The 16,182-nt window shown below is 35.4% G+C and carries 10 protein-coding genes; 6 read left to right on the forward strand and 4 right to left on the reverse strand.

The window, feature by feature from the left end; all coding sequences use genetic code 11:
* Nucleotides 1-54: 54 nt before the first annotated feature.
* The 4 genes from DRF60_RS12710 (at nucleotide 55) to DRF60_RS12725 (ending at nucleotide 7,088) form a co-directional block, all read left to right on the forward strand.
* On the forward strand, nucleotides 55-1,182 hold the full coding sequence (locus tag DRF60_RS12710; protein ID WP_116012413.1) for an alkaline phosphatase: 1,128 nt from the start codon (nucleotides 55-57) through the stop codon (nucleotides 1,180-1,182).
* 98 nt (nucleotides 1,183-1,280) lie between these two features.
* Nucleotides 1,281-2,984, forward strand: a complete 1,704-nt coding sequence (locus tag DRF60_RS12715; RefSeq protein ID WP_238640204.1) for an alkaline phosphatase — start codon at nucleotides 1,281-1,283, stop codon at nucleotides 2,982-2,984.
* A 34-nt stretch (nucleotides 2,985-3,018) separates the two neighbouring features.
* Entirely contained in the window at nucleotides 3,019-4,821 is a 1,803-nt protein-coding gene (locus DRF60_RS12720) for a metallophosphoesterase family protein (RefSeq protein WP_238640205.1), read from the forward strand.
* Between the two features lie 1,076 nt (nucleotides 4,822-5,897).
* A complete protein-coding gene (locus DRF60_RS12725; protein ID WP_116012415.1) occupies nucleotides 5,898-7,088 on the forward strand; it encodes a GTP-binding protein in 1,191 nt (396 codons plus the stop codon).
* A 29-nt stretch (nucleotides 7,089-7,117) separates the two neighbouring features.
* On the opposite strand, the gene DRF60_RS12730 is transcribed toward DRF60_RS12725, so the two are convergent.
* The 3 genes from DRF60_RS12730 to DRF60_RS12745 form a co-directional block, all read right to left on the reverse strand.
* On the reverse strand, nucleotides 7,118-9,535 hold the full coding sequence (locus DRF60_RS12730; RefSeq protein WP_167443734.1) for a TonB-dependent receptor: 2,418 nt from the start codon (nucleotides 9,533-9,535) through the stop codon (nucleotides 7,118-7,120).
* A gap of 267 nt (nucleotides 9,536-9,802) precedes the next feature.
* A complete protein-coding gene (locus DRF60_RS12735; protein WP_123902681.1) occupies nucleotides 9,803-11,059 on the reverse strand; it encodes a hypothetical protein in 1,257 nt (418 codons plus the stop codon).
* 468 nt (nucleotides 11,060-11,527) lie between these two features.
* Nucleotides 11,528-12,523: a terpene synthase family protein gene (locus tag DRF60_RS12745; protein ID WP_116012418.1), complete on the reverse strand. Its 996-nt coding sequence runs from the start codon at nucleotides 12,521-12,523 to the stop codon at nucleotides 11,528-11,530.
* 527 nt (nucleotides 12,524-13,050) lie between these two features.
* Here DRF60_RS12745 and DRF60_RS12750 point away from each other — a divergent pair.
* On the forward strand, nucleotides 13,051-13,479 hold the full coding sequence (locus DRF60_RS12750; RefSeq protein WP_262510881.1) for an RNA polymerase sigma factor: 429 nt from the start codon (nucleotides 13,051-13,053) through the stop codon (nucleotides 13,477-13,479).
* A 93-nt stretch (nucleotides 13,480-13,572) separates the two neighbouring features.
* Here DRF60_RS12750 and DRF60_RS12755 read toward each other — a convergent pair whose 3' ends face one another.
* A complete protein-coding gene (locus DRF60_RS12755) occupies nucleotides 13,573-14,520 on the reverse strand; it encodes a beta-1,6-N-acetylglucosaminyltransferase (protein ID WP_116012419.1) in 948 nt (315 codons plus the stop codon).
* Nucleotides 14,521-15,039: 519 nt separating this feature from the next.
* Here DRF60_RS12755 and DRF60_RS12760 point away from each other — a divergent pair.
* Nucleotides 15,040-16,164, forward strand: a complete 1,125-nt coding sequence (locus DRF60_RS12760; RefSeq protein WP_116012509.1) for a DEAD/DEAH box helicase — start codon at nucleotides 15,040-15,042, stop codon at nucleotides 16,162-16,164.
* The last annotated feature ends 18 nt before the right edge of the window (nucleotides 16,165-16,182 follow it).

The raw sequence follows: 16,182 nt of genomic DNA on the forward strand, positions 1-16,182 counted from the left end.
ATCTAATTTCGCAGCTTATTTCATACTTATAAAATTATTAAAAATCCAATCATTATGAATTATTTCTGTAAAAATGTTAATTTCAAGGCAAGCGCAGCTTTTTCGTTGCTTCTTTTTGTAGCCATGTTATCAGCTCAAAAAAAACAAAAGCCTCTTAACGTCATTTTTATGATTGGTGATGGAATGGGCGTTTCACAGGTTACTTCTGCATTCTATTTTGGAAATTCAGAACCCAATTTTCAAAAATTTAAAATTGTAGGTCTGTCTGAAACATCTTCAACCAGCGATTGGGTTACAGATTCTGCTGCCGGAGCAACCGCTTTATCAACAGGTGAAAAAACTTACAAACGCGCGATTGGCGTAAATAAAGATTCGGTAGCACTTCCAACGATATTAGAACAGCTGCAGAAAAAGAATTATCAGACAGGATTAGTAAGTCTTACAAGCATTACCCATGCAACACCTGCTTCTTACTACGCTCATGTAAAAGACAGAGATCTTCATGAAGATATTGCACTTGACCTTGTAAAAGCAAACGTCAATTTTTTAGCAGGCGGAGGTTTAAAATTTTTTAATAAAAGAAAAGATGGAAAAAATCTTTTGAATGAATTTAAAAAACTCAATTATAATATAGACACGCTGAAACTTTCAAAACCCATTCAAAATAAAAACAACTTTTATCTTTTGGCGCAGGACGAACTCCCGAATAAAGTTCAGGGAAGAGGAGATTTTCTTCCTGAAGCCACACAAACCGCTTTAGATTACTTATCTAAAAACGAAAAACCTTTCTTCTTGATGGTGGAAGGTTCATTTATCGATTGGGGCGGTCATGCAAAAGATGGCGAAATGATGGTAAAAGAAGTTATAGACTTTGACAAAACCATCGGCGTGGTGATGAAATTCATCAAAGAAAACCCGAATACACTGTTGGTTGTCACAGCAGATCACGAGACAGGCGGTGCAAGCATCGGAAAATTCATGGAAAAAGATTCAACAGGAAAAGAAAAGAACATTAAAGACAAAGTGCAGGTGAATTTCATCGACAATCAACACACTGCGGCTTTAGTTCCCGTTTTTGCGATGGGAAAAAACCAGGAGCTTTTCTCTGGCGTATACCCAAACAACATCATCTATCACAAGCTTGTTGAAGCTTTGAAAAAAAACGGAACCACTATTAAATAATTTAATTTTACTGAAATTTTATGTGCTTACATTTAAAAAAAATCACAGGCTTTGTAACTCTTTTTTTTGTTGCAACTGTTTTCGGTCAAACTACAAGAGTGCACTCTCATAATGATTATGAACAGAAAATCCCATTTTGGTATGCCTTAGGTTCTGATGCAAATTCAATTGAAGTGGATGTTTTTCTTGAAAACAACGAAGTTTTTGTGGCCCACAACAAAAAAGACATTACCAATGAACGAACATTTGAAAGTTTATATCTGAATCCTATTGATAAGGCATTAGGAATGAATATGATCAAACAGGAATCTCTACAGATTTTGATTGATATTAAAACAGATGCTAAAACAACTTTAAAGCAGATTGTAAAATCGATTCAGAAATATCCGGCCATTACAGCTCAAAAAAAAGTATATTTTGTTATTTCAGGGAATCAGCCACAACCGGAAGAATATACTTCTTATCCCGGATTTATTTTTTTTGATTATCAAAAACTGGATAATTTAACAACAGATCAATGGAAGAAAGTTGCCTTGGTAAGTCTAAGCTTTCCGCAATATTCTAAATGGAACGGTAAAGGAGGTTTAACGGAAGAAGATTTACCGAAAGTAACCGAAGTCATCAAAAAAGCAAAATCATTTGGGAAACCATTCAGATTCTGGGCGATTCCCGACGGAAAAACGTCCTGGGAATTTTTTGCACACAACGGTGTTGATTTTATCAATACAGACCATCCGAAAGAATGTGTGGGATATGTAAATTCTTTGCAGAAAAGAACTTTTAAGAATAATCTGTTTTCAGAAGTTTATCAGCCTGAATTTTCATATCTGAACAAAAATGTTCCTGTGAAAAATGTTATTTTATTAATCGGTGACGGAAATGGCCTTTCACAAATTTCTTCATCCGTTTTAGCCAATAAAGGACAATTAACGTTAACACAATTGAAAAATATTGGTTTAATTAAGACTTCTTCGACTGATAATTTCACCACAGATTCTGCAGCAGGAGCAACTGCTTTTGCAACAGGAAAAAAAACAAAAAACAGATTTATCGGAGTAAGTTCTGAGGGGCAAAAAACGGCAAATCTTACTGAAATTCTATCAGAAAAAGGTTTCAGCACCGGAATTATTACGACTGACGAAATTGTGGGAGCAACACCTTCTGCATTTTATGCTCATCAGAAAGACCGTGGTATGGAAAAGGAAATTGCTGAAGATTTACCAAAATCAAAACTTAACTTTTTTGCAGCGGGCGGAAAATCTAAAGTTTCCGGCCTGCATGATTTTAAATTAGCCGAAAACCCGAAGGAGGTTGCAGAAAGTAAAGCCAACCGTTTGGCGTATTATCTTTCCGATAACGGTGTTCCGCAAGTTTTGAAAGGTCGCGGGAATCTTTTGGCTGAAACTGTAGAAAGTGGGCTGCAATTTTTAAAAAGCAAGAAAAAACCATTCTTCATCATGATTGAGGCAGCGCAAATTGACAGTGGCGGCCATAGCAATAATGTAGGAACCATCGTTACTGAAGGTATTGATTTCGACAGAGCAATTACAAAAGCAGTACAGTTTGCTGACCAGAACCCCGGGACTTTGGTGATAATTACTGCAGATCACGAGACTGGAGGTTTTAGTATTCCTCATGGCGATCTGGAAACAAGCACTATAGAAGGTGATTTTACGACAGACGATCACTCAGCTACATTAATTCCTGTGTTTTCCTACGGTTCAGGCTCAGAAATTTTTACGGGAGTATACGAGAATAATGAAATTTTCCATAAAATATTGAAAGCTTTGAAAGTAAATTAGTTTTACAATTATTTTTTCTAAAATACATACAGCTTTGAAAAAACATTTTTCCATTCATCTATTGATCGCTTTACTGCTTTCGTTAAACGTATTTGCGCAACATAAAGCCATTCAAATAGCATTTTTGGCAGATGTTCATTTTCAGGATCTTTATGGAGATTTTTCAGATAACGCATTCAGAGGAGTAAAAAATCCAAAAACCCAAAAGAAAACCTTATTGAGAACAATGGATTCACAGCTCCACTCGACAAGAATTTTTAATGAAAATTATTTTGCTTTTCTGGCGGCTTTGGATGATGTGGCAAAACGGGGGATTAAAATCGTCGCACTTCCCGGTGATTATACGGATGACGGACAAGCCTACAATTTGAGAGGATTGAAAAAGATTTTAGATGAGTATCAAAAAAAACATGGAATAAGGTTTTTTATTACCACAGGAAATCATGATCCGGTAAGCCCGTTTCTGAAAGACGGCGGGAAATCTGATTTTTTAGGTGAAAATGGAAGCCCTGTTAACATTTTTAGTAATAAAATTTCAGTTGAAGATAATGGTCAGGAAACTTTCATTACCAAAGATATTGCGATGTCTGGCTATTTTGAAATTATGAAAGAGTTTAAAGAATTTGGATTTTGCCCTTCTGAAAAAGATCTGTTTTGGGAGACTCCGTTTAATCATAGTTCTTATGAAAATTATAGTTTTAAAAAGGCTTTAAAAAGTTCAGAATATTCCAACAGAATGTATGAAGTCAGTCCGGGATTTACTGTTCCTGATTTGAGTTATCTGGTAGAACCCGTAAATGGAATTTGGCTTTTGGCAATTGACGGAAATACCTATTTGCCAAAAAATATTAATGGAAATTCAATAGATCCAGATAATTTTCATAGTGCTTCCGTTGGATATAATAATGTGCTTTCAAATAAAAAACATTTGATTGATTGGGTGAAAAACATTTCAAACGAAGCAGAAAAAAAACACAAAGTTCTCATTGCATTTACGCATTATCCGATGCTTGATTACAATGACGGTTCTTCTGAAGATATTAAAAATTTATTAGGCAAAAATAAATGGCAGCTCGACAGAGTGCCAGATAATCACGTTGCTGAGGTTTTTGCGGATGCAGGGCTGAAGCTTCATTTTGCCGGCCATATGCACATCAACGACACCGGAATCAAAAAGTTTGAAAACGGAAAAATGCTCGTCAATATTCAGATTCCTTCGTTGGCAGCTTATCTTCCGGGATATAAAATTCTGACAGTGAATTCTCCCGCTGATTTTGAAGTCGAAACGGTTTCTATTACTGATGTGCCACGTTTTGATGAGCTATTTCCTTTGTATAAGAAAGAATTTGAGATCTTAAAAAATCAGACCACAAAAGATGTTTGGAATGTTGAAATTTTAAAAACAAAAAATTATCACGATTTCACATTATTCCATTTAAAAGAACTGGTGCGGCTGAGATTTGTTCCTTCAGATTGGCCTAAAGATTTTATTCAGAAAGCCTGTAAACTTTCAGGAGAAGATTTACTTTATTTAAGTATCATGGCCAATTCAACTACAATAAATGCAGGAGAATTTAAAACATGGAATTTTGAAGATGCTTTATTAAATCTTTATCAATTACAGTCTGCAGACGAATTAGCAAAAAAAGATATTCCTGAAAAACGACTTTTGCAATTCAAATTTTTGCATGAAAATTTCGAAAAATTAAATACAAATGATGAATTTCTAAATCAGCTGAAATTATTTTTCAGAGTTTTAGTTAAGCTCTCTTCGGGAGATCCTGCAGACCATTTCAAAATTGATTTTGAGAAAGGGGAAATTTTGAAATTGAAATAATTGCTTCTTAAGCTGAATAGTTTTGATGGTCTTTAATAATGCTTCTGACTTTCAATACTTCTATTTTTTGCATAAAATTAAATGTAATCCTTCATTAAGTGTTTCGACATTTTTTAGGTGTAGTTAGAAAATGATAATTTTACGTGTTTTGAATTTTAAAAATTAATTTGCTAAAGATTATAATATCTAGAGTTAACGAAAATTATTAAAATCTTTGTAATTCTTATTTTAGTTGGCCCAAACGAACCAAATCATCTATAAAAGTGTTTGAAGATAATCCTTTCTTGGTCACATGAGAGGATTATTAATTTCTAAAATTCTTTCCAAATCTTCCACCAAATATTTCGATATTTCTTCGGTTATGGGTACAAAAAGCCTCTGAAATCATTTGATTTTCAGAGGTTTTTAATTTTTAGGGAATTAAAATGGATCAAGCGCAAAAGTTGGGGGCTAAGCAAAGAGTTTAGTTAATCTGAATTAGTCAATTTATTTTCTAACTTCTCAATCTGATCGTTGCCATCAGTCTTAATTTAAAAGTATTCATCACCAATAATGTTTTCCTAGCCTATTTTCTACAGGTTTTAACCTATTATTATTATTTAAGCCATCAATTTATGATAGGATCGTTTTAGTTTATTTAAGATTTTTCCCAGGTAATTTTTATGCCTGTTTTATTTGAATTCCTGTATGAGATAATGCCAAACCATATCCATTACTGATTTGAAAACACCCGTAAACATTCTGAAATATTTTTGATTAATTAATGCAACAATATTGCATTAATTAATTTTATTATTTACTTTTGCAATAGTTTACAATGATAATTATGAAAAAAATCTTAGACTGCACTGGCTCTATACCCTATCTATTGCATTGCTTTTCCATTACTGATTGATTAGCTTAATCTAATAAATACTTTTCTGGAGCTCAATTGTTATCATTATTATTCTGTTGGGCTGAATTTTATCCTTCACATCCATTTTAAGTTGATTTTATCGGAGCGTTTGGATTAATCATCATCCATATCATCAATTTTAAAAATCATAAAAATTTAATTTAAAAATGCAAAAAAAAAAATTCCTGTTACCGTTCTGAGTGGCTTTTTGGGCGCCGGAAAAACTACACTTCTAAATCATATCCTTCATAATAAAGACAATTTGAGAGTAGCGGTCATTGTGAATGATATGAGCGAAATTAATATCGATGCAAAGCTGGTTAAAAACGAAAATTCACTTTCCCGAACCGAAGAAAAATTGGTAGAAATGAGCAACGGCTGTATTTGCTGTACACTTCGTGATGACCTTTTGATAGAAGTGGAAAATCTGGCTAAAGAAAGCCGCTTCGATTATCTTCTGATCGAAGGGACCGGCATTGCAGAACCTGTGCCAATTGCCCAGACTTTTTCCTTTGTGGATGAAGAAAGCGGCATCGATCTTTCCCGTTTTAGTTACATTGATACAATGGTGACGGTGGTCGACTGCCTCAACTTCTTCAAAGATTTTGGCTCTGATGAATTGCTTATAGACAGGGATCTTACCGACATCGAAGGCGATCACCGGACAATTGTGAATCTTCTGACCGACCAGGTAGAATTTGCCAATGTCATCATTCTGAACAAAACTGATCTGGTAACGGATGAAACAGTGAATTTCCTGAAAGCAGCCATTAAAAAACTCAATCCGGATGCGAAATTTATCCGATCGGAATTCGGAAAGGTAAATCCCGAAGAAATCTTAAATACCGGGCTTTTCGATTTTGGTACCGCTCAGGTTTCTGCCGGATGGCAAAAGGAACTTCAGAAAGAACATCATACACCAGAAACCGAGGAATACGGCATAAGTTCTTTTGTTTTCCGACATAAAAAACCTTTCCACCCGATGCGTTTCTGGAATTATCTGAATGAAAAATATCCCAGTGGTGTTATCCGTGCCAAAGGATTGTTCTGGCTGGCCTCAAGACCCAATGACGCTCTCAACTTCTCACAGGCGGGCGGTTCTTTTAGGCTGGAAAAAGCTGGTGTGTGGTGGTGCAGTATGCCGATGAGTCAGCGTTCTATGTATTCTTCCTTTACAGAAAATCAGGATTTTATAGAAAGTAAATGGGACAAAGACTGGGGTGACAGAATGAATGAAATGGTTTTCATAGGTCAGGATCTGGATAAAGAACAAATCATTCTCGATCTGAATAAATGCCTTTTGGAAGATAATGAGAAATATCTACTTGACCAGAAAATCCCATTTGAAGACCCATTCCCTAAAAATATTTAAAAATGGAAAATTATCTTATACTTTTTTCATTATAACCTTTCCTGTTCTTCCGTTTTTGAACTTGAAGATTTAGCAAGTTCTTTACCTATATGATATTTTAGCGTTATTCCGAAGTTTTGACCATATGGTCTGTCGTTGTAGTGATAATCTACGATATTGGACTGGGAAACTCCTTTATAACGATTGCTGTTGAAAATATCATTAGCGCTAAACGTAACATCTAACTTTTTATGAAAAAAAGCTTTTGAAATCCCAATATCGATAAATCCTGTTGGTGCTGTTTTATAAATTCCGCGGGGCTCGGATGAGTAATAAGTCATCTGCAGATTAGCGGAAATACCTGCAGGAAGCTGGAAATTATTCTGAAGGGAACCGTTTATTCCATATAAATTAAATAACTTATCACCATCAATCATTGAAATTGGGTACGATGTATGGTTGAGATCAATGAAAAACTGAGTGTTCCAGAATGAAGTCAATTTAACAGGAGCGGAAAATGTAAGGTCAAAGCGTCTATAATCCCCAAAGTTATCGCTTCTACTCATAATACTCTGCATATCATCTATTACAAGCCTTCGGTTGATGTAATTCTTACTTTGGTTATAGGCTAATGAGAAAATATATTTCTTTTTAAAACTGTAGTTGACCTGATACACCCAAGCTATTTCCGGTACGAGATGAGGATTACCTGTGAAATAAAAATACGGATCTACAAACCACTTTACTGGGTTCAGGTCAGCATACGCTGGACGGTTGATCCTCCGGCTTAACGAAACATTCATCTTGTGATTATCCCCCATCTTCTGCTCTACTGATAATGATGGAAACAATTTTGTATAATGTAATTTGTAATTCGGTATATTCTGTAAAAATTCACCATTGGCTTCTGTATATTCCACACGCACTCCAATGATAACAGACGTTGTCTCAAAGTCCTTATTTGCCGTCACATAAGCTGCTCCAATTTTTTCTGAATAACTAAAATTATTACTCATACCAGGATCTATCTCCCAGGTTCCTTCCGTGAAATTAGTATAAACAAACTTATTATCATTATTCACTTCTGCCCATTTTAGTCCAGCTTTCAACTTAAAATTCGTGAAAGGAAGTTCAGTATCTGTTTTGAACGATTTTATCTTAATCGTTCCTGGCTGATGAGAACGTAATTGGGTATCCACGTTATTTTCCGTTAATTTAAAGGATGAAATCATTAGTCCATCCGAAAAATTCCGGTAGATGGTATAATTAGCATCAGCTGTTATTTTTTTTCCTGAGGAATCAATATCATAGCGGTACGTTAAGGCTACAGAATCATAATGATATGGCTCTTTAACAGTATTTGATGAAAAAAGATATGCATTTTCTGCGCCGGGTTTTGAGAATGAAACTTCCGATAACCTAATACTTTTAAAGTCATCATAATATCCATGATAATCCACAGCCAGATTATGTTTTGGCAGAAACTGCCAAACAGCACCAGCTTTCCAGGTATAATAATTAACTTTAAACGTTTTTTCATTTTCCCTTGTAAGCTCCTGAACCGAACCATCAATATTGATGGTGTTACCATTGCTGCCTCTGGAAAAACTATGAGGTGTATTATAATCAAGAGAACCGTAAAAAAGCAATTTTTCGGACTTAAATGCAGCATTGATATTTTCATTAAATTTCCAGAATCTGGATTTTGAGACAGAACTGCGCAGATCAAGAGAAAATTCTTTTTTCTTGGATTTCTTTAATTTGAAATTGACAATACCGGCATTCCCGGCAGCATCAAATTCTGCACCTGGCGTCGTATTGATTTCTATTTTATCAATATCTTCGGCACTGAGACCTTTAAGATAATTACTCAATTGGGGACCAGACAGATAAGTCATCCGCCCATCAATCATGATATTAACGCCGACACCTCCTCTGAATAATATTTCATCATTTTGTCCAATGCCTATTCCCGGTATTTTCTTTAGTAATTCAAATCCATTAAGTCCGCTTGCTAATCCGGAATCGGCGACATTAAATATCAATTGTCCTTTATCAGTTTGAATATTTGGTTTCCTAATGTTAATATGAACTGCTTGAATTGAAGTTACGCCACTGTTCAGATTGATATCCTTAACAAGAACAGGGGTTTGGGCATCAACTCGTATTGTGTCACTGCGATAGGATCTATAACCTTTTGCGACAACATTAATCAGATAGCTCCCCGGTATGTTAATAAATTGATATTGGCCTGAAGAGTCACTTATCTTCCATTCGGAAATATGGTATTCAAGATTCCGGATTTCAACCTGAGCATCCTTAACCGGTTCATCTTCTTCGGTAAGAATACGTCCTGATATTGTATATTGAGCTTCAACAAAATTAATGCTTATCAAGAAGATAAACACAAATTTCAGATTTAATTGGTTTCCTAACTTTCTTCCAGATTTAAAAAGCAAAAACTTCATAACATACATAATTAAGATCTGATGGGCTGGAAATTTTACAAAAAAATAATGCAACTTGGTTGCAAATGTATATATAAATTTCAAGTACCGCAACTTTGTTGCGATTAAATAATGAAACAAGTTAGGAATACAAGAGTAAAATAAGAAGATTTTATGTATGGCCCTGAAATGGTTCAATACTTCTCCGGTTCCGGATATTAAAAACCTCTGAAATCATTTGACTATCAGAGGTTTTTTTAAGTTTAAAATAATAGATTCTTCCTGCAATTACCATTTTATTTTCGGCAGTACTTTTTTTATTTCCTTCCCTATATTATTTCCTGCTTTTCCCAGCTCGTTTCCAAGATTAGTAAAGACCTTTACCGCTTCATGGTTTTTACCCGGTCCATACTGAATGTCGTGAATTGTATTATTCCATGTTTTCACAATGTCATTGTTAGGGCCGAACTGATTCTGTAGCTCGAAACCAATTTTATTCAAACCTTTTATAATGTCATTGTTTTTACCAAAACAACCGGAATCTCCGCCTACTCCATTGGTAAGACATTTATCCAACTCTCTTGACATCAGCTGCCCACCGGCACAGCCGGCAAAAACATAAGGCTGTCCACCTGACGTTACAGCACACTGAACAACAATCTGAGCTTCTGTATTCATATTAAGCTTACTTGCTCCATAGCACATGGCTGTATTCATAAAGTTTACCTGTCCAAAACTGCCCTGCTGCTGCACACAGGAAAGAAGCTTTTGAAGTTCAGGATCAGAGGATTCACCTGCCAGACATAACGGATATTTACTATAATCATTTCCATACTGCTTATAACATTTCAACAGAGATGCAGATATTCTTCTTTCATTTGTGCCTCCCATAGTACCAACAAGACATAAAGCCTGCTCTTCCGGTGATGAAGCATTTTTAACACAGCGGTAAATTTCATTCTCTTTTTTTCCGGCCATATTCTCAATCATGCAGTCGCCAAATTTTTGTTTGTCCAGTACACCATTAAAACCAACTGACCGGTCGTAACAGTTTTTAGCGTTCTGCTCATTTGTGATCATCAGATTACCATACGGATTGTCAACGTCTACAATCTGATCCGGTAAAGGCTGGAAACCGTTCGCTGTCTGAATACCAACATTAGGATTGTATATCGGCGGAACATACTTAATCATAGGATTTGGTGGCGGCTGAATGTCTGAATAACCAATGATCCTGGCTCCCTTAATATAATCAATCTCAATAACATTCCTGTTGTAGTCAAGAAAAAAAGCTTTTTGGTACGGATTGGCAGCCGGCAATCTTAAATACATCATTCCGGATGGATCATGATACGCAAGGCCTTTATTCATGGGATTCCCATCTTGTACCATCATTCCGTCATTATACAAAACAAAGCTTTGCTGATGTGCCTGGTCATAAATACGGCCAACAGGAGCCGGAAGTTGCGAATAGAGACTGGTAAACATAATGAGCAGGAAAAAGCTCACAACAGTCTTTAACTTTTTTAAATGTAGTGTTTTCATGATAATTTTGTTTTTATTAGCAGTAATCATTACAAATCCAATTTGTACAGTAGAGTTCCGGCATAAATGCCGTTCGTACACTATTTTATCGCTTATTATTTTATAGTAAAACTGGTCATAAAAACAAAACAAGTCAATTACACTTTTGGGTAATATTTTTTATAATTAAGATTAAAATAATTAAAAAATTCCTATCCTCAAAAGTTTTCCAAGGATAGGATTCACACCTCAATATTAAAAATTACCTCAGACAATAAACAGACCCGCAATCGCCTGAGCTTCACTTCCCGTTAAAATTTCATCATAAGCCACAGATCCTGCAGCTGCTCCAAAATCAGTACTGGTATTGAACCCTGCCTGATTCACTTTAGAGGATGAAGATCAAAAAGATATTCCCAAGAATTGGAAATCTCCATCCAGTAGTCTTGCTCATTTTTGGTCAGAATGAATATGCAGACTCTATTCATTCTACTCGGGCACATTGGAAGATGCAATTCCATATTCCGGCTTTGGAAATGCTCCAGGCACTGTATAGCGCGAAGAAGTTCCTTTATAATACCATGCACCTAACCCTGTAATCATTAGAATCATATAATAAATGTACTTCTCCACATCTTTTTGATATATGCCAAAGTCTGGGAGATTAGCTTCCATATCCTGTAACTCTTTAACATATTCATCATGTATCCGTATTGTTTCTACACATGCCTCTTCCAGGGAAATTTTGTACTGATGTTGTATTACCAAGACAATGTTTAATATTTCAGTTTCTACTGCAAGTTCTTTTTGTAAAGAAGCAAGATCATTTTGAATAGCAATAATCCTGCACATCAACATTTTTATACGTTGAATAGCCGGATGCTCTGCAATATATCCTGGCATTATAAAATCAATAGTTAATTCTACCGGTTCACCAAATGTATACATAGATATGGAGTATTCACGGATAAGCAGAAGATTATTAAGAGTAGGCATTTTACCTGACAGCTTATATGGTGTTTCTTCCATAAGACCATATGTGGTATAGCGGTAGAAAGCCTGTGTCCAACGATCAAACCATTCATTATTAGCATAGGGGCGAAATTCATCCCTGCAATAGGCTACCTGCCTTATTAATCCTATATCATCGGGCTTGAGCGAAGCTCCCAACATCACTTCCATAATGCGATCTCTAATGACTGCCAGTTCATCAACTGGACATAATTCATAATAATCATCATACAAAGTCAGCCAGATCATAAATCGACATATGGGACGTATCTTTTCTATTGTGTCTGCACCGGGAAACATATAAGATGTTGCCTGTGCTAGACCATGCTTTTTGTATTTCTCTCTTGTTGCTTCAGACATGAATGTAAAGTCTGTGTCGTACCAATCAATTTCATCCTGTGTAAAGGACTCTACAAAGGGGCCTACTAAATAGGGCCATGGGTAACTGGGAATTGGAACATTAATTGTTTTCATAGTATTTTAAATTGTAGTGTTAAAAAAAATGAATATAGAAGGGAAATTTCATAAGACTCCTATCGGCAAATTTCCATTCTAGCTGTAAATTTGAATATTTTAGATAAAGTATTTTAATAAGATTTGTATTGACTTAACTTTTCTTTCAATTCTCTGGTTTCCGGAAATTCCATAGCATTGCAACGAGAAACCATTGAGCAGAAATATGTGCTGTTTTGGTTTTTTTATACTTTTTGCGGAGTTCGGGGTTTTGCTTATAAAGCCATAGATATTCTCTATCCATTCTTTTTCGGTAATCTTCTGGAGCTGTTTGGCATGAGGGTTTTCAAAGTTGGAAAAGGATACTTAAATTGATCATTGAGCAACTCAAATGAGTTAAAATTTTCATTGTCCATGATTTCATAGTCTTAGTGTTTTTTGATATACTAAAATTAAAAATTTATTTAATATAACATAATTTTATTTCATATAATTGTGTTTTTAACGAATAAAAATTAAAGAGAATTAACAGCATAAAAATATAAATCATCCAGGATGTTTTTGTGAAGATCTGGAATGTTGTCCATCAGTACGATTCTTCAAAAGGAAGATTTTATACATGGATGATTAATATTGCAAGAAACACGGCTATAGATTATTTAAAATCGAAAGGTTTTCAGAATGAACTTAAAAACCAGCCGTTTCCTGATTTTGTATATAACTCCGCAGAACTTTCAACGACTAATAATTCATCTGATTTTATTGGATTTAATAATGTACTGAAAGGTCTGGAGGTTGATAAACAGGAACTTATCGACTTAGCATATTACCAGGGCTATACGCAGAACGAAATATCGGAAAAGCTGAAAATACCTCTTGGAACGGTGAAAATCAAAAATGCGAATGCATTGAAGAAAAAGACAGCAAACAGCTCTTGCCCATATTCCGAAAGCACAGGCCTTCGCTATAACGCTTGAAAAGAAGGGCGGCAGTGCAGTCCCTACCATGGAAAATATGTATGTAATGGGCGAAATCTAAGACCTGTATTAATATTTGAATAAATACAGAAGTTAATTATCCTGCCTTCTGTCGATCTTCAGCTCTCTTTCTACTTCATCTATGTTCGGTAAAGGAAGATCGTAGCTTTCTTCAATATATTTTAGAACTTCCTCTTCTGTTTTTTCATTGATCTTCCTGATAAAAAGGTGATTGGTAGCTTTCAGGAAAAGAATAAGCTCATCTGGTGTCTGTTTCTTACCAAATATCGGCTTTTCGATGACGGCTCTCTTATCATCATTTACAATAAGATCATTAAAAGAAGTATTCATAAGTACAGTCTGGAAAAATGATTCTGCAGGGAGAAATGTATGGAGGTAATAATCCTCAAAATTCATCACCCTTTTATTGTTAGTGAGAAAAGCGCAGGTATCCCTGGTGAAAATCATCCACTTTCCTCCTATATAAGGTGTAACGCCTTTCATAAACTCTCTTTTATACATAAGAGACGAGATCTTATAAGATAGTTCCGTGAAATGATTCTGTATTCTCTTAAGGGTATCCGGACGATAAAACTTCTGATCATAATAGAAAAGATAATTCCTTCCATTGTTGGCTGTAAGAAATTTCCTGATGATATTCTGTGATTTCAAAGGGTAATCTTCACCACTTAGATTAACAAAATAATCCCATTCCTGGCTGACATTAAGAAGAAATTCCATGGCATCAAGCTCAACCTGGATCATACTGAATCCTCCGGAAACAATATTAATGCTTTCCAGAATATAGACGTTGGGAAACTTGACGAAATACATCTGAATCTCATCAGTGAACTCTTCTTTAGCTTTCCGGTCGATATGAATAAGGTAAAACTGATCTCTCGTATAGATCTTCTGAAACATCGCTTTGAATACTTCGGGCTTATGATGAACCATAATGAAGTACGCAATTCTTACGTGCTGACTTGAGTTAGACTCTAAGGTTTGAGGCTGGGGGCTGGTTGTAGGAACGGAAATCTGCATAAGTACGGATTTAAAAATCATCCGCTGGTTGCAAACAATTCAGTTAACGTGCGAAAGCTACGAATAAATTTTTGATAATCAACTATTTAAACCAATTAATATTCAGTTTCTTTATTGTAGTTTTGCAAAGCGTTTATAAAAACAGGTCTCTGCCTTTTGCTATTCTGTAACAGTTTAAAATCTTCATTTTTTCTCTTTCAGTTTGCTTTTTCAGCTGCCCAATTAAAACTTATTTTTTAATAATTTTTAATACTGCTTCTGGTTTTCAGGTTAAAAGTAGTTATAAAGCTCAGAACAGTATGGATTTATAAAATCCTGCCCTGAGAATGAAAACGATATGATATTGCAAAGCTCAGCAAATATATTCCCAACTGAATTTATTGTCAAAGTTAATGCAAAGTAAAATAATAATTAAAGATAATGCTTATCAGAATTGATATTCATTACTTTTGATACAAGACAACAATTCAGATCTTAACCGATTTGGCCACTCAGAACCGGATGTTCCGGTAGAATATGATGAGTTTTAGAAATTTAAATTTAATAAATCCTATAGTCCGTGCCGTTACAGAAGCCGGATATTCCAAGCCCACAGAGATACAGTACATGGCTGTTCCACATATTTTAGCGGGAAGAGATGTGATAGGGTATGCTCAAACCGGAACAGGAAAAACGGCGGCATTTGCAATGCCTATTCTCCAATTATTAAAAAGAAATACACCAGATCATAAAGAAATACGAACTTTAATCTTAACTCCAACACGGGATTTGGTCCTGCAGCTGGAAGAAAATTTTAAAGTTTACAGCAAATATTTACCACTTTCACAGCTTTCCATTTTTGGAGGTGTATTATCAGGAAGCCAGCTGGCAGCTCTGAGAAAAAGAGTGGATATCCTCATTGCAACTCCGGAAAGACTGCTGGATCTGGTAAGCCAAAGATATATTGATCTCTCTAAAATTGAAATATTGGTTTTAGATGAAGCTGACAGAATGCTTGATATGGGATTTGCAGAAGATGTAAAAAAGATACTGAAGCTGGTTTCACAAAAAAGACAGACCTTATTTTTTACCGCAACACTGCCACCGGAAGTCCAAAAATTTGCAGATGCCATGCTGAAGAACCCTGTAGAGATTACAGTTAATCCGGCTCCATCACCAATACACACCATTAACCAGTCCGTTTACTTTGTTGAAAAAACCAAGAAAACTGATCTGCTTATCAATATACTGCAGGATGTATCTATTTTACGTTCACTGGTTTTTACCCGTACCAAACAGGGAGCCGACAGACTGGTGAAACAATTGGAGCGTACAGGAATTTTTGCGGCAGCTATCCATGGAAACAAATCTCAGATGGCAAGACAGCAGGCCGTGGAAGATTTCAGAAACAGTAAGATTCGTGTTTTGGTAGCTACCGATATTGCCGCCAGAGGAATTGACATTGAAGAACTTCCTTATGTAGTTAATTATGAACTTCCCGATGTCCCGGAAACCTATGTTCACCGCATTGGAAAAACCGGAAGAGCAGGAATCCAGGGTACCGCCGTTTCTTTCTGTGACGAAGGGGAACGCTCTGATTTAACTAATATTCAGAAGTTGATAGGGTTTATAATGCCAGTGGAAAAATTACAATATATAAATTAAATCACAATAAATAGATGG

Source organism: Chryseobacterium elymi, from assembly GCF_003385495.1.
In the GTDB taxonomy this organism is placed as follows: Bacteria; Bacteroidota; Bacteroidia; order Flavobacteriales; family Weeksellaceae; genus Chryseobacterium; species Chryseobacterium elymi.